The following is a 15,554-nucleotide window of genomic DNA, read 5'->3' on the forward strand; positions in this document are numbered from 1 at the left end:
TAAAAAGTAATTACAATTTTAAATCATTTTGAAAATAGTTTCCAACAAAAATAATCTGCAAATCCTGCATGAAGACAACCATATTATTGTGGTCAATAAACGTGTGGGCGATATCGTACAGGGTGATAAAACAGGCGACAAACCTTTATCTGATGTTGTAAAAGAGTACATTAAGGATAAGTACAATAAACCCGGTGAAGTTTTTTTGGGCGTTATTCATCGTCTGGATCGTCCCACAACCGGAATTGTTGTTTTTGCCAGAACGAGTAAAGCATTGACACGGATGAACGAATTATTCAGCAATCGTGAAACTAAAAAGACATATTGGGCTGTAGTAAAAAATAAACCAAAAGAAGCTTCAGCCAAACTGGTTCATTATTTAAAACGAAAAGAAAAGAATAACACCTCAAAAGCCCATTTAAAAGAAGTTCCGGACAGCAAACTGGCCAGTCTGGATTATACCATTATTAAAGAGCTTCAAAATTACACTGCCCTTGAAATTAATCTTCATACCGGCAGGCATCATCAAATTCGTGCCCAGTTGTCAGCCATTGGTTCTCCCATAAAAGGAGATTTGAAATATGGTGCAGACCGAAGCAATCCTGACGGAGGCATCCACCTGCATGCACGAAAGTTAGTTTTTATTCACCCTGTTTCAAAAGAAAACATCATCATAACAGCCCCAATCCCAGATGAAACAATCTGGAATGCTGTATGATTTTTATGATTTAATTGTCAGATTTTCAATTTATATCCGTTAACTTGCATAGCCAAAATTTAAGTTTTCACTAAAATGGACTATAAAAACGATATAAAGTACCGAAAAGAAACGCTTAAAAAATTACTTTTTAATATTCAGAAAAATGAGGATTTAATTGTAAAAGCCTTGTACGATGACTTTAAAAAACCTGAGTTTGAAGCTGTTTTAACAGAAACCAATTATGTTATTTCAGAATTAAAAAGCACAATCAAAAATATAGATAAATGGGTTAAACCTACCCGCGTTTTCCCTTCCCTGCTCAATTTTCCTTCTACAGATTTTATTTATAAAGAGCCTTATGGAGAAGTTTTGGTTATTGCTCCCTGGAATTATCCTTTTCAACTGGCTTTATGCCCTTTAATTTCTGCAGTTGCTGCAGGAAATAAAGTTGTTTTAAAACCCTCAGAGCTTACTCCCAATACTTCTGCCATTATTGCCAAAATCATCGAAAAATCATTTCACATCAATCATGCAGAAGTTGTTCAGGGCGGCATTGAAGCCTCTGATAAGCTGCTGGCCAAACGATGGGATTATATTTTCTTTACCGGAAGTGTTTTGGTTGGCAAAATTATAGCCAGAGCTGCGGCTGAACATCTCACACCCATAACTTTAGAATTAGGAGGCAAAAATCCATGCATCATAGATCAGACCGCCAATTTAAAACTGGCCGCCAAACGCATTGTCTGGGGAAAATTTATCAATGCGGGTCAAACCTGTATTGCTCCTGATTACATTCTGGTCCAAAAAGATATGAAGATTAAATTTATTACTTACCTTATTGAAGAAATCATTCTGGCTTATGGTAAAAAGATAAAAAATTCCCCTGATTACGCCCGTATTATCAACAGTAAAAACTGGGTACGCCTAACGGGTATGATTGCTTCTGAAAAAGTGATTTTTGGAGGAGAATCCGATGCCAGCGATTTTTACATTTCCCCTACTCTGATTGACGAACCTGGATTAGAAAGTCCGGTAATGAAAGAAGAAATTTTTGGCCCGATCCTGCCGATTTTAATTTATGAATCAGAAAATGATATTGATGTTGTCATCAACAAATATGAAAAGCCCCTGGCACTTTATGTTTTTAGCGATAATGATTCTTTTGCTAAAAAAATGATTACACGTTATTCTTTTGGAGGCGGTTGTATCAATGATACAGTAGCCCATTTCACGAATAAACGACTGCCTTTTGGAGGTGTAGGCCACAGCGGAATGGGAGCTTACCACGGGAAACTAAGTTTTGATATTTTCTCCCATCATAAGGCTATTGTAAAAAAAGGCAACTGGTTAGATCTTCCCATGCGTTATGCCCCATATCAGAATAAATTAAAAGCCATCAAAAGGGTATTAGACTGGATGTAACAGAGCAAAACGACGCCTTTACTATTATCTTATATTATGAAATGAAATTGATTAAAAATACTATATTTACGTTTGAATAGTACACTTAAATACTAAAGTATAAAACAATTCTACTAAATATGAAATCTACTCTTGATCAAATCGAAGACATAAAAAATAAAGGATACTCTTTAGATTTTTCGGATGTTTTTAATCATGCTTTTGAAAATTATAAAAAGATTGCCGTTTATGCAGGGCTTATTCTATTAGTCATTTCCATACTTTGCTTTTTCCTTGGAGGCGGGGTATTAGTTGCCTTATACGGCGCTGAGCACTTCAACAAAGAATTTTTTGAGGGTTTACAGCAAAATCAGCCAGAAGGTACAACCCTACTCATCTATACACTTATCATCACTTTTGTAACTGCGCTTATGACTCCTTTTACAGCAGGTTTTTTAAAAATGGCGGACAGTGCCGACAAAGATGAAATGTTTAATTTCTCCACTGTTTTCACTTATTACAAAGCTCCTTATTTTTCGCGCCTTTTTGTCACCGCTTTATTGATTGGACTCATCAGCGGAGGTATTTCTGTGGCTTTCAATCTCATTGGAATTACATTTATCGATAGTATTATTGCCATACTTATTTCACTGTTTACTTCCATGTCCGTTCCGCTTATTGTTTTTGGAAACTTAAATACGACAGATGCTATTAAATCAAGTATTGTAATTGTCAGCAAACAGCCCCTTGTTATAGCCCTGTTATTTATAGTGGCAGGAATTGGTTCTGTTATTGGCTTTATTGGCTGCTGTATTGGAGTTGTATTTACCATTCCTATAACTTATTCTGTAAAATATGCTATCTACAGCGCTATACTGGAGATTGACACCCCTGATTCAATCGACTCTATTGGCCAGCCAGATCCGGAATAAAATACTTTTTTTAAAACAACCAATATCCAAATTCTATGCTATTCAGCTATAGTTTTTCAAACTTTTTGATTTCAGGGCTTCCCATTTTTGGCACTGCCCCGAAATCATTCTGGATCAATTGTTTTGTTTTTAAATCCAATCTTATCTTCTACAATACTCCCAAACTAATCATGCTGGAGCTATGCCTGATTGCCTTTATGGGATTTCTGGTTTATCAGTTTTTCAATATCAAAACCAAAATTGGTTCCTTCATTGAAAAAAAAAAGGAAAAAGAGGTTTCCCATAAAGAATACCAGCTTTATCTTTTGTTTTTCAGTATTACTATTATCGTAATCGAAATCATTAATGAAATTTTTCAAATACGCCCAGAAAGCCTCTTGTATGTCAATTTATCTATTGGGGGCTCGATCTTATTGTTTTATTTTTTAACGCTCAAAATCGAATATCTAAGATATAACATTTCGGTGGTTTTTATTTTCATATTTTTATTATTTACCTCCCATATTGCCCGAAATATCATTATTCATCCTAATGACATTGTGCCTATTATTGCTTTTTTAATTACCTTTTATTTTTCATACAGCGTCCTCAGACCTATCCAAATTTACTGGTACTTTGCAGCAGCAGTATTTGTTTTTCTGATCATCAATCTGGCTTTTGATTTTATTGCAGTGAAATCTTCCATTTTACTTCTTACCTTTTCCCTGGTCATTTTTGTCATCAATCAGGTCAAATATGCTATTTTTTTAAACACCCGGGACAATTTCAGGTTTACCAACGAAATTGTGCATAAAGGGAGTTCGCTAACGGTTGCTTCCAATAAAAAAGGAGAGCTTATTTTCTGCAGTGAGTCAATTAAAGAAATACTAGGCTATACCACTGAAGATGTTATGGGAATGGGTTTCTGGAACTTAACCGAAGATCCCGATTTTATTGGTGACCGGTTTTTAGACCATTATCAGGACAATGTCTTGTATACCCGGAAATTAAAATGTAAAAATGGCGAATACAAATATATCCAATGGAAAGACAAGCGTTTCTCTGAAGACTTATTTATTGGTATCGGACAAGATATCACAGAGCAAATCAAACTTCAGGACCAGTATAAAAACCTCATCCAGACTGCAGCAGACATCATTTTTGAAATTAATACCGAAGGGAATTTTACATTTATAAATGATTTTGCCTTTTCTGTTTTACATTATACTGAAAAAGAAGTCATTTCTAAACATCATGCTAATTTTATCCACCCTGCCTATCGCAAAAAAGTTGCGGACTTTTATAAAAACCTTGAAGAAAAAGAATTTAATTATGATACAATTGAATTTCCCATCTTAAAGAAAAACGGTGAAGCAATATGGATTTCGCAAAAGGTCATCATCCGCAAAAATGATCTGGGCGAAACTATTGGTTTTGCAGGTATCGCCAGGGATATTACCGAGCTGAAAAACAATGAGAATGAGAAAAGAATCCGTCTTGAAAAAATCGAAGCTTATACCAATTCTACCAAAAAATTATCAACTACAGATTTTAGCCATTATGACAGCTTAAGCAGTGTTATTGATTTTATTATCGAGGAGGCCGCTGTTTCAAAAGCAAGCCGCATCAGTTTCTGGAAGTATTATAATGATACCATCATCTGCAAAAATCTCTACAGCCAGAACCAATCTGATGTTTATTATAAGGACATCCTGGACAAGGCCTCGTATCCTATTTATTTTGAAACCTTACAAAACAAGGCTGTCATCAACGCCAGCGACGTATTCAACAAACTGGAAACTTCCGAATTTCAGGAAGCTTATTTTATCAAAAACAGCATACAATCTATGCTGGATGTCCCTATTTTTTTTAATGGAAAACTAGCCGGCGTAGTGTGCTTTGAGAGCACTGTAAAAAAAAGAGAATGGGATAATGAAGACATCAATTATGCCCGGACTATTGCAGACGTTATCTCGCTTGCCATATCATCGCAGATGCGCCTAAAAGCGGAACGCAAACTAGAGTTTAAAAGCCAGCTGCTTTCTGCGTTAGCCCTTTGTACCGAGAAATTCTTACTGAGCAAAACTACTGAGGAGATGTTTCAGGAAACTTACAATATCATTGGGAAAGTAGCGCACGCCGACCATATCTATTATTATGAAAAGGATTTTGAAACGAATACCATCAGCCAAAAATACAAATGGTCGAGAGCAGAGAACCCTGATGAAAGCATTATTCTTCAAAAGTTTACAGAGGACCATTTAAAAGAAATAACCGAAAAGGCGCAAAACAAGAAAATCCTGAATACCCTGACGCGACAACTGGAAGACAGTTTTTTTAAAAATTTACTCCTGACCCATCATATCCAATCGATATTGATCCTGCCTTTGTATGTGCAGGATGTTTTTAGCGGGTTTATCGGTTTTGACGACTGCCACACTGAACACAAATGGTCTGAAGAAGAAATCTACATTTTTCAAACCCTTGCAAACAACATTTCGTCTGCTTTGGAAAGAAACCGAAACCAGACCCAAATTATTGAAAGTGAAGAGAAATTTAAACTGATTGCCAATAATATTCCCGGAACGGTTTACCTTTCTAAATTTGACACTTTTTCGACGAAAATATTCCTTAATGACCAAATTTTAAACCTTACCGGGTATTCAAAAGCAGAATTTCTGGAACATAACCTTTCTTTCATCTCGCTCATTCATCCTGATGATAAAAAAGAAGTTATCAGCAGCCAGCTTACAAACCTCCAAATTGGAAAGGCCCTGCACAACACTTACCGAATCAAGCGGAAAACGGGCGAATATATCTGGATTGAAGAGTTCGGAGATGTTATTAAAAAGAATGATGAAATTGAATTTATCGGCGGCATCTATTTTGATATTACCAATAAAAAGCAGACCGAGGATGCTATCAAAGCCAAACAACTTGCCGAAGCCGCTAATAAATCGAAGTCGGATTTCCTTGCCAATATGTCGCATGAAATCCGTACGCCCCTTAACGGAATTATTGGCTTTACAGACCTGCTGATGAAAACCGAACTTGAAGAAATCCAGCAGAAATATATGACCACGATTAATCAGTCTGCCCATTCCTTACTGGAAATCATCAACGATATCCTTGATTTTTCGAAAATTGAGGCCGGAAAATTGGATTTGTTTATCGACTTGTACGATATCAATAAGATCGTGGGTCAGGTATTTGACCTGATTGTATATGAATCAAATCAAAAAAACCTGAAGCTTGAGCTCCATATAGACCCTGCTGTGCCTCAGTTCATCTGGACCGATATTGTGCGGCTGAAGCAGATATTAATTAATCTGTTATCCAATGCCGTCAAATTTACGCATAAAGGTTCTATTACCGTCAACGTGGTGGTTTTAGAAAAGAAAGAGGACGACATCTGCGTTATACGGTTTTCTGTAATCGATACCGGTATCGGGATTTTAAAACAAAACAAGGAGAAAATCTTCAAGGCTTTTTCGCAAGAAGACAGCTCCACTACCCGAAAATTTGGCGGTACCGGACTTGGTCTTACTATCTCTAACCAACTGCTTGCCCTTATGGAAAGCCGCCTGCAGCTTAAGAGCAAAATAGAAAAGGGAAGCACGTTTTATTTTGATCTGACCTTAAAAACCAGCGCACATAACAGCAACGAAAACTATAAGAACGATTTCAACAGCTTTAATACTCCGGCTCCACAACCACCTAGTCCTACAAATACAGCCAAATTTACCTTTATGATTGCCGAGGACAACAAGGTGAATATGCTGCTGCTGAAAACCATTATCAAAAACCTATACAGCAATGCTACGATCTATGAATGTGAAAATGGTTATGAAGCCTTAAAAGTATTTGAGACGATTATCCCTGACCTTATTTTCATGGACATCCAAATGCCTATCATGAACGGCTATGAGACTTCGACGGCGATACGGAATTCCCCAAACGGACAAGATGTCCCTATTATTGCGGTGACGGCAGGTACTGAAAAGGAAGAACGCAATAAATGCCTCAGTTCCGGCATGAACGATTATATCCCGAAACCGATCATGAAAGGTTCTGTAGAAGAAACCTTAACCAAATGGCTGAAATAATTCGTTGTTTTTATTAGCCATTTGTTCAAAAAAAATATAAATTCGTGTTCCTTAAATTCCCCAATTAACTTAAAAACATTCTTTTATGAAATGGTTAGGCAGAAGACAAAGTGACAATGTTGAAGACCGAAGAGGTCTCTCCGGCGGAAAAGCTGTTCTGGGAGGCGGCGTTATCGGGATCATTATTTTGTTACTCAACGTTTTTGGCGGTGAAACCGGGCAAACCGTGGGAAATGCGCTGGAACAGCTCCAGGGCAACCCGCAACAAACGGAGGCGGCAGCCCCATTGAGTGCAGCCGATAAAGAAATGGGGGATTTTGTGCGTGTTATCCTTGCCGACAATGAAGATATCTGGGGGAAAATCTTTGCCGAGAACGGCATGACTTATCAAAACCCGAAACTGGTCCTTTTTAGAGGATCTGTGCAAACGGCCTGCGGAGGTGCTTCCTCGGCATCAGGCCCTTTTTACTGCCCGGGCGACCAGAAAGTGTACATGGACCTGGATTTTTTTGATGAGCTTAAAACCAAGTTTGGCGCCAAAGGCGGTGACTTTGCCATTGCCTATGTCATTGCACACGAAATAGGCCATCATGTGCAAACCCTATTGGGCACCTCTGCCAAAATGCGAGAAGCCCAGGAAGGCAAAAGTGAGGCAGAAGCCAATAAATTGTCTGTTGCCTTAGAACTACAGGCCGATTTTTATGCCGGCGTGTGGACCCACTATAACCAAAAACACCTTGATACCGGTGATATTGAAGAAGCCCTGAGTGCAGCCAACGCTGTTGGTGACGATGCCATCCAAAGCAAAATGCAGGGCCAGATTGTACCTGACTCGTTTACACACGGTACCTCTGAACAACGGATGTACTGGTTTAAAAAAGGATTTACCAGCGGTGACATCCGTCAGGGTACTACCTTTGAAGACATTTGATCATTTTAAAACCAACCTATAATAACCAGAAAAAGCATGATTTAAAAGTCATGCTTTTTTATCCAAAATTGTAAACAAAATCCATTTACAAATTACAAGCTGATTATTCTTTAGTCGTTTCAAATAAATTAATTTTCTATAAACAATCGATATGGAAATACATTTGATGATTTATTTTTTAAGCTTTTCAAAAAACTTTCACATAAATAATCCCATTCGAGTGACAATGCTAAATCTGTAGGGAATTATGTTGGACGAAATATAAAATCTATAGGAAGAGCTCTTGGTTTAGGAGGCGATGGACCGCCACCTAATTTGAGTACATATGCTAATATACAAATGCCAACTCAGCATAGTAGTTTTGGGTTTAACTGGACATATTTATCTGAGGGTAAGCCAGGCGAAAGATTTATTTACGAATTTTATAATGGTTTTTACACTACGGGACAATATTTTATTGGCAGAGGTGTTGGAGATTATAGTATGCGTAACTTAAATGGTTCCACAACAAATACAGACGAAGCGGTTTGGGGGTTAGTTGGAGCTATTTCATCTCTATCCTCAATTGGTGAGGCAAAGGTTGCCTTATCCGAACTTAAAGCAACTAAGGGCGGAGCAGATGGGATAAGGCGTATTTATTCTGCAAGAGAATTACTTAGAAGAGTTGAAGAACCTGGTCCTTTTCATAATTTTCCAGAAGTGTTTAATAATGTGATTTTTGAGAATGGGACGAAAACTGTTACTCCGAATTATTTTACCGTTTCGAAAGGTGGGTTAAGCAATACTAATATTTTATATCAATATCCTGGTATTATTAATGGAAATAAAGGTTTTTTTGAAATAGGCATAAGACCTTCTGTATCAGGCAAAACAGAAGTTATATGGCATAGATTTTTTAATCCAGTAAAAAGAAGATAATGATAATTGATTTAAGTTTTCAAAGTAATTATAGTTTAGAACTTTTAGAAAAACTTGGTACAGACAATAGATACTACTATCCGGGTGATGCTTCTTGTGGAGGAAAAGACGGATTAATTGTGAAAGTTATTCCTTCACAAGGTGAATCGTGGATTGGGGTCTTTTCTTTTGGTGAAATAAGTTATAAAGGTTTATGTGGAGTTTATACTACACCTAATCCCGATAAGTTTTGTGTAATATCAAGAGGATCAGGTTATATTGTTTCATCTTTTAATCCAAATGATTGGAATGAAGTGCAATCTATCCCTATTATGGATGTTCGATCCATAAAGTCTCAAAACATTATCGTGTTCGCTGATTTTACTGATCTAATAGGCTATGATAAAAATGGAATTAAATGGCATGAACGTGTTGCTAATGATGGCTTTAAAATAACAGAGATAACAGATACGTATTTAAGAGGTGAATTCTGGGATATACGGAATGAAACTAATACAACATTTGAAGTAGATCTTTTATCTGGTACCTTGGAAAAACAAGAATAGATTGGTTTAGAGTAAGCGGTCGGACAGGAAGAACAGAGCCCGCGCTGCCGCACGAATCCTTTCGTGTGGCTTTGTGTTTAATAAAGTAAATTTTCTAAATTTAATTTCTAAAAAATATTATTTAGTTTTTAAAATCAAAAAAAGACAACAACAGTTCTTATGATTATTTGTGAACTAAAGAACTAAAGATGATGTGGTGGTTTATTTTAAAATGCTTGATGTTTAAATAGGACGGGCCACACGAAAGGATTCGTGCGGTAGCGATGCTAAAATCAAATTTTTAACAAATGAAAAAATATAATTTTAAAACAACAAATATTTTCCTATTATTTATAAGACTTATATTTACATCGATTGTAACACTTATTCCTTTTACAATAATTGCATTAAATGATTATATAAGATTAAACAACAAAATTTTGTTTATTTCCAGTTTTTTGTTAGTTTTTTTTGTTGTTTACTTTTTAACAAAAAAAAAAATCTATCATTGACGTTTGGATTAGCTTTACTGATAAAACTAAAATTGAAATTGAATTAAAATACCCTTTTTTAAAAAAAAGAAAATATGTTTTTTTTATTTCTGACATTAAAAATTATCTGTACGAATATGGAAATGGATATAAAGTTTTCTATTTAAATAAAAAGAAAGGAATCAATTTCAAATTTTTAATTTTTACTGAAATCGAAAATTTGAAATCTTTTGATGGTTTTTATGATGATTTAAAAATTCAAATTGAAAAACATAATATGACAAACTCAAATTTGATTCATGAAAAGCCTACCATATATGAAACTAAAATAGGTATGCTTTATGGAATTATCATTGCCATATCCTTAATCATTATTACAATTTGCTATATTATCTTAAAAACAAAAGTAAATTTTGGAATCTTATTAATTCTATATCCTGCAGGAATAATATTTTTATATCGTTTATATATAGCTAAAAAAAAATAGCCCTGCACTATACGAAGTATTCATAATGTAAAGCTGCGCATTCTATGATAAAAAATAACTAAACTACTCTGCACTGAAAGTGCAGAAGTTTGTTTGACAAGAGACTTTCAGTCTCTCGATTTTGAAAACTTTTTATCAAAACTAAAAAGTCAAAAGATTATATTTTTCCGCATTACTAAAGCACTGCAATAAATTGCAGGGTTTTAAAATCCGATCTGAGACCAAATGATTAAATATGAAAGAAATTAACCAAATAGAAAAAATTAGAGATTTTTACAATGATTGGAAACCATCAGATATTGCTTTTATAAAAGAAATAAACTGGTCTAAAAATAATTTAAAAATAATTTTATATTTTCAAATTAAAACTAATATGAGTAAATGGCCAGATCTTACAAAAGATTTTATTGAAGCCACTTTTGAATTTAGAAATGTAATTAATATGAAATTAGATTTTACTGGTAATGGATTACATTTTGTATCAGGCTTTGATATCATTGATGCTTCTGATCACGGATTGGAGCATATAAATTTTTATATTGAAGACTATGAAGATGGCAGTATCGAATTTAGTTGTGAGGATATAGAAATTATTTCATTACAGAAACCCGCTTTATTACCTAATAATTCATAAAGGTAATGTTTATACTGTTCTCTTAATAAAAAGCTATCCAAATCTGTCATTTAAACCTCCCACGCTGGCGCGAGCATCATGCTCGTGAACGCAAAGTATATCTTTTACAGTAACTCAAAACTATCCAACTCTTAAAAGAGAAGTATTTCTTACATTAGCTCAAAAAAATAAATGAGCAGAAAATACAAGTTTGGTGAAAAGACCGGAGCATACTTTATAAGTTTTGCTACAGTTTACTGGATAGATGTATTTACAAGGGATGAGTATTTTGGAAATATTATTGAATCATTAGACTATTGCCGTAAACATAAATCAATGGAAATTTATTGCTATTGTATCATGCCTAGCCATATTCATTTAATTTTTAGATCAGCAAGCGGAAATCCTTCAGGACTAATAAGAGACTTTAAAGGATTTACATCCAGAAAAATGCTCAAAGCAATCGAAGAAAATCCACAAGAAAGCAGAAAAGAATGGATGCTTTGGATGTTTGAAAGAGCCGGAAAGAAAAACAGCAATGTAAAATTCAGGCAGTTTTGGCAGCAAAACAATAAACCCATTGAAATCTGGTCTCTAAAAATTTTTGAGCAAAAATTAAATTACATCCATAATAATCCGGTCGAAACTGGCTTTATAACAAATCCTATAGACTGGAAATACAGTTCTGCCAAAAATTATGGCAACAATGACCAAACTGTTTTAGAAATTGATATTAATTGATTACGAGTAATTGCACGAGCGAGACGCTCGCGCTAGCGGGGGTCTGTGCTTGTACCGGCAGATGCATAACCGAAAATACAATTCCTGTTAAATCCTGGGAGAATATTTACTCTTCATACATCTCCATCCATAATCTCGTTTCTTCCAAATCCAGTTCTTTCTCAATTTTCCTGAAAATTTCCTCGTTGACATTACCAGATTTATGCATTGACTCGAGTTTATTCCTTTCTACATTGAGTAAATCGATTTGAAGCTTCGTAAAATCGTTGAAGATCTCACCTCCTATCAGATTTCCTTTTCCGAAGAAGTTGGCCGGAAGTTCCGTTTTTTGCAGGCGATTGAATTTTACTTCATATTTACTTTTAATGTTGTGGAGTAAATCATCATTGACCAGCGAGAAATTATCTTCGATATGGCTAATGGTTTGGGAAACTATTATATTTCGAACCTCATATTCTTCTGCAAGAATTGAGTATTTTTCAATTTTTAATTTCTTTATCAGCCATGGCAAACTAAATCCCTGAATAACCAAAGTAGAAAGGATGACACAAAATACCAGATAAATAATGAGGTTGCGTAAAGGAAATTCTTCTGTTTCATTCATCATTAGCGGAAGTGCCAAAGCAGCTGCCATAGATACCACGCCCCGCATTCCTGACCAGCCAAAAATAATCATGTTTCGGAAATCGAATTCTTCCTGAAGGCGAATCTTTTTACTAATCACCCTGGGAAGCAATGTTGCCGGAATGACCCATAAAAAACGTACTACAATCACCGTCACACTAACCAAAAATCCCCAGACAAACAAAGACCAGCCGGAATATGCTTCAATTCCTGACATAATCTGCCGCAACTGTAAACCGATTAAAATAAAAATCAACCCGTTTAAAATATTGGTTAAAACACTCCAGATTGTTCCTGTCATTATTCGGCTTTCATGCGAGAAAATGGTACCCGATCTTGCGGAAAGAAAAAGTCCGGTTGCTACTACTGCCAGAACTCCCGAAGCTTTAAAATGTTCTGCGATTAAATACGAAGCAAAGGGTGTCAGTAATGTTAAAGTAGCTTCGATAACTTCATCGCAAACAAACCTTTTATGAATAAAACTCATGATGTACCCTACAACCAAACCAATTGCAATTCCAAGAACTGACATCACGACAAAATTCAATCCTGCCTGCCACAGCACAAAATTTCCCGCTGTAATAGCCGTAAGCGCATATTTATAGGCTACCAGACCACTGGCATCATTCAAAAGACTTTCTCCTTCCAGTATCGCAATCAATCTGGGGCGTAAACCCAGACCTTTTGTGATTGAAGTTGCCGAAACCGCATCCGGAGGGGAAACAATCGCCCCTAAAAGAAAAGCCAACGGCCATGAAATATCACCAATAAGCATGTGGGCAACAATCGCTACAGCAACGGTTGTAAAAAGCACTAAACCCACTGCAGCCAAAGTAATAGGCCGAATGGTTTGTTTAAAATCAGACCAACTGGTATACCATGCCGCATGATATAAAAGCGGCGGAAGAAAGATAATAAAAACAACTTCAGGACTTAGGGCAATTACCGGAAGCCCTGGGATGATACTAATAATAAGCCCGCAAATTACCAGTACCACAGGAATGGGAAAATTGTATCTTTTGCTTATGAGGCTCAGGAATGCAACCCCAAATAGTAACATAATAATTATGGTGATATTTTCCATTTTACTGTTGTTGGTGTATTATTTAAGAGCACGAATATACTATTTTAAAGCTTCGGGTACTATTAGTTCAAAATTTCATTTAACGTTAGAATCGTTCCAATAGCCTCTAAATGATGCAGGACTAATTAATTGAAGTTACGCAGATGCATATCAGCAAACTTTAAATTTGATAATAAAACATTGTTATCTTATAAAAGATTTTGCTTCATCAGCTCTTATTTTTGAATTACCAGAGTTAATGTATTTAATATCTGAATCATCACAATTAAAAATGAAATTATATGAATACTAGTTTTAAAAAAAATCAGGAAGTACGCCAAGAGTTTGGCGGTCCTGTCATGAAGATAATTGGTTTTGAACCTGAATTGATTGAAAATGTTATTACTCAATGGGAAGATGAGGAAGGCACTATCATTACCGGAAAATTCATGGAGTCTGTGCTTGTGCCGGCAGAGGAATAACCGGAAGTATAATTCCGGTTAACCTATTTATTGCTTATTTTTACGTATTTCGTTTACTTCCCTCTTTACGTCTAAAATCAATTCTTTGAGGTCCTGAATTTCATTTAATTCCTGTTTTTTGTCTGTCCTTCCTATATTGCAACGGTATTCCCATATTTCGATGATGTCGGAGAGCCTGACTTCATAATTGGGATAGAAATTATTGTCTGATTCTAAAACCAAAGCGTTCTTTTTATTTTTATTAAGGCGCTTGTACACCATTCCTTCAGTTTTTGTAATGAGGATGTAAGTTTTGCCGTCCTGTACATCTCCGAGCCTTTCGACATAACGCCCTACAATGATGCTTCCGTCTTCATGCGGCGGCATTGAATCCCCTTCAACAGGAAATCCTCTGTGTTTACCCGGTCCCAGAAAAGGAAGTGAAATTTGCTGGAGACTTTCAATATATTCCGGATCTGCGTAGCCATTGAGATAACCTGCTTTTACTTTTTGAGTTACTACTTCAATATAATTTTCTCCCTGATGATCTACCATAATCGGCAAAACCAACCTGTTATTTTCCAGTTTTAGTAAATGCTGGATATCTATTTTACGGATATCTACCGAAAGCAGCAAATCGATACTCATATGATAGTAACGGGCTATTTTTTTTAAAATTTCATACGGGGCTTCTGAAGTACCGTCTTCATATTTGACATATCTGCCTCTGGTAATCTGCAGGCTTTCTGCTAATTTCTCCTGTGAAATTTTTTGCCTAACCCTTAAAACCCTGATGTTATCTGAAAATAAGGACATAATCACTTTGTTACAATTTATAACCACAAATATAAAAAAAATTGTTATTACCTGTGCTAATTTTATCAATTCCAAAAACAACGAAAAATGACACTTTTTAATGATACCGAATTGTTTTCGAGCGGTTCAGGAGGCAAAAAGCAGTTTGATGTTCCTGATGCCGACTTACTTTTAATCGATAACTTTTTTTCGAAAGAAGAATCTGATTACTATTACACTGTTTTACTGAACCAAACGCAATGGCACGAATATGATATGCCAATGTACGACAAAATAGTTACCGCTCCCAGAATGGTTTCGTGGTACAGCGACGATAATTTAGACGGACGTGAATCCAGTCAAAGCTGGCCGGATGAACTACAACATATCAGGGAACGTGTAGAAAAGGAAACCCATATGCGATTTAATGCCGTACTGCTTAATCTTTACCGAAACGGAAAAGACGGTGTGGGATGGCACAGTGATAAGACCAGGAGCAGCAACAAGAACATGGATATCGCCTCTGTTACTTTTGGAGAGACCAGAATGTTCAGACTCAGACACAAGTTTCGAAAGGAAATTCCACAGATTGAAATTCCTTTGCACCATGGCACTTTTTTACTTATGGCCGGCGCTACGAACAGTTTCTGGCAGCATCAGGTTCCTAAAACAGCAAGAGATGTATTACCCAGAATTAACCTTACTTTCAGAAGGACTTAATTAAATCTAAAAATTACACCTTAAAAATACTCCATTTTATTAGAGAAAATTTCAGATTCAGGTTGCAA

14 protein-coding genes are annotated in these 15,554 nt (G+C 35.8%); 12 read left to right on the top strand and 2 right to left on the bottom strand.

The window, feature by feature from the left end:
• The first annotated feature begins 28 nt into the window (after nt 1-28).
• From GXM16_RS17885 to GXM16_RS17930, 10 genes are all read left to right on the top strand, one after another.
• Nucleotides 29-718 carry an RluA family pseudouridine synthase gene (locus GXM16_RS17885; RefSeq protein ID WP_163395861.1) on the top strand — a complete coding sequence of 230 codons (690 nt, stop codon included), beginning with the start codon at nt 29-31 and terminating at the stop codon, nt 716-718.
• 75 nt (nt 719-793) lie between these two features.
• On the top strand, nt 794-2,122 hold the full coding sequence (locus GXM16_RS17890; protein ID WP_163395862.1) for an aldehyde dehydrogenase: 1,329 nt from the start codon (nt 794-796) through the stop codon (nt 2,120-2,122).
• A gap of 119 nt (nt 2,123-2,241) precedes the next feature.
• On the top strand, nt 2,242-3,033 hold the full coding sequence (locus GXM16_RS17895) for a hypothetical protein (protein ID WP_163395863.1): 792 nt from the start codon (nt 2,242-2,244) through the stop codon (nt 3,031-3,033).
• A 35-nt stretch (nt 3,034-3,068) separates the two neighbouring features.
• On the top strand, nt 3,069-7,118 hold the full coding sequence (locus tag GXM16_RS17900; RefSeq protein ID WP_163395864.1) for a PAS domain S-box protein: 4,050 nt from the start codon (nt 3,069-3,071) through the stop codon (nt 7,116-7,118).
• An 85-nt stretch (nt 7,119-7,203) separates the two neighbouring features.
• The gene (ypfJ, locus tag GXM16_RS17905) at nt 7,204-8,049 is read left to right on the top strand and encodes a KPN_02809 family neutral zinc metallopeptidase (RefSeq protein ID WP_163395865.1); all 846 of its coding nucleotides are present in this window, start codon (nt 7,204-7,206) and stop codon (nt 8,047-8,049) included.
• 339 nt (nt 8,050-8,388) lie between these two features.
• Nucleotides 8,389-8,967, top strand: a complete 579-nt coding sequence (locus tag GXM16_RS17910; protein ID WP_163395866.1) for a hypothetical protein — start codon at nt 8,389-8,391, stop codon at nt 8,965-8,967.
• Nucleotides 8,967-9,512 carry a hypothetical protein gene (locus GXM16_RS17915; protein WP_163395867.1) on the top strand — a complete coding sequence of 182 codons (546 nt, stop codon included), beginning with the start codon at nt 8,967-8,969 and terminating at the stop codon, nt 9,510-9,512. The genes GXM16_RS17910 and GXM16_RS17915 overlap by 1 nt, the downstream gene beginning before the upstream one ends.
• 690 nt (nt 9,513-10,202) lie before the next feature.
• Nucleotides 10,203-10,469 (top strand): hypothetical protein, encoded by a 267-nt coding sequence (locus tag GXM16_RS17920; protein ID WP_163395868.1) that lies wholly within the window; start codon nt 10,203-10,205, stop codon nt 10,467-10,469.
• 235 nt (nt 10,470-10,704) lie between these two features.
• Nucleotides 10,705-11,103 (top strand): hypothetical protein, encoded by a 399-nt coding sequence (locus tag GXM16_RS17925; protein WP_163395869.1) that lies wholly within the window; start codon nt 10,705-10,707, stop codon nt 11,101-11,103.
• A 171-nt stretch (nt 11,104-11,274) separates the two neighbouring features.
• Nucleotides 11,275-11,823 carry an REP-associated tyrosine transposase gene (locus tag GXM16_RS17930; protein WP_163395870.1) on the top strand — a complete coding sequence of 183 codons (549 nt, stop codon included), beginning with the start codon at nt 11,275-11,277 and terminating at the stop codon, nt 11,821-11,823.
• 106 nt (nt 11,824-11,929) lie between these two features.
• On the opposite strand, the gene GXM16_RS17935 is transcribed toward GXM16_RS17930, so the two are convergent.
• Nucleotides 11,930-13,531 carry a Na+/H+ antiporter gene (locus GXM16_RS17935; protein ID WP_163395871.1) on the bottom strand — a complete coding sequence of 534 codons (1,602 nt, stop codon included), beginning with the start codon at nt 13,529-13,531 and terminating at the stop codon, nt 11,930-11,932.
• A gap of 281 nt (nt 13,532-13,812) precedes the next feature.
• Between GXM16_RS17935 and GXM16_RS17940 the strand changes: the two genes are divergently transcribed.
• The gene (locus GXM16_RS17940; RefSeq protein ID WP_163395872.1) at nt 13,813-13,992 is read left to right on the top strand and encodes a hypothetical protein; all 180 of its coding nucleotides are present in this window, start codon (nt 13,813-13,815) and stop codon (nt 13,990-13,992) included.
• A 27-nt stretch (nt 13,993-14,019) separates the two neighbouring features.
• On the opposite strand, the gene GXM16_RS17945 is transcribed toward GXM16_RS17940, so the two are convergent.
• Complete coding sequence (locus tag GXM16_RS17945) at nt 14,020-14,787, bottom strand: XRE family transcriptional regulator (RefSeq protein WP_163395873.1); 768 nt, start codon at nt 14,785-14,787, stop codon at nt 14,020-14,022.
• Nucleotides 14,788-14,874: 87 nt separating this feature from the next.
• On the opposite strand from GXM16_RS17945, the gene GXM16_RS17950 reads away from it, so the two are divergent.
• Complete coding sequence (locus GXM16_RS17950) at nt 14,875-15,486, top strand: alpha-ketoglutarate-dependent dioxygenase AlkB family protein (protein WP_163395874.1); 612 nt, start codon at nt 14,875-14,877, stop codon at nt 15,484-15,486.
• Nucleotides 15,487-15,554: the final 68 nt, after the last annotated feature.

The organism is Flavobacterium limi (assembly GCF_010645075.1).
GTDB lineage: Bacteria > Bacteroidota > Bacteroidia > Flavobacteriales > Flavobacteriaceae > Flavobacterium > Flavobacterium limi.

Bases quoted from the DNA above. Each gene is read 5' to 3' on its own strand.
- GXM16_RS17890 (WP_163395862.1), top strand. From the start codon at position 794: ATGGACTATAAAAACGATATAAAGTACCGAAAAGAAACGCTTAAAAAA.
- GXM16_RS17895 (WP_163395863.1), top strand. From the start codon at position 2,242: ATGAAATCTACTCTTGATCAAATCGAAGACATAAAAAATAAAGGATAC.
- GXM16_RS17900 (WP_163395864.1), top strand. From the start codon at position 3,069: ATGCTATTCAGCTATAGTTTTTCAAACTTTTTGATTTCAGGGCTTCCC.
- ypfJ (WP_163395865.1), top strand. From the start codon at position 7,204: ATGAAATGGTTAGGCAGAAGACAAAGTGACAATGTTGAAGACCGAAGA.
- GXM16_RS17910 (WP_163395866.1), top strand. From the start codon at position 8,389: ATGCCAACTCAGCATAGTAGTTTTGGGTTTAACTGGACATATTTATCT.
- GXM16_RS17915 (WP_163395867.1), top strand. From the start codon at position 8,967: ATGATAATTGATTTAAGTTTTCAAAGTAATTATAGTTTAGAACTTTTA.
- GXM16_RS17925 (WP_163395869.1), top strand. From the start codon at position 10,705: ATGAAAGAAATTAACCAAATAGAAAAAATTAGAGATTTTTACAATGAT.
- GXM16_RS17930 (WP_163395870.1), top strand. From the start codon at position 11,275: ATGAGCAGAAAATACAAGTTTGGTGAAAAGACCGGAGCATACTTTATA.
- GXM16_RS17935 (WP_163395871.1), bottom strand. From the start codon at position 13,531: ATGGAAAATATCACCATAATTATTATGTTACTATTTGGGGTTGCATTC.
- GXM16_RS17940 (WP_163395872.1), top strand. From the start codon at position 13,813: ATGAATACTAGTTTTAAAAAAAATCAGGAAGTACGCCAAGAGTTTGGC.
- GXM16_RS17945 (WP_163395873.1), bottom strand. From the start codon at position 14,787: ATGTCCTTATTTTCAGATAACATCAGGGTTTTAAGGGTTAGGCAAAAA.
- GXM16_RS17950 (WP_163395874.1), top strand. From the start codon at position 14,875: ATGACACTTTTTAATGATACCGAATTGTTTTCGAGCGGTTCAGGAGGC.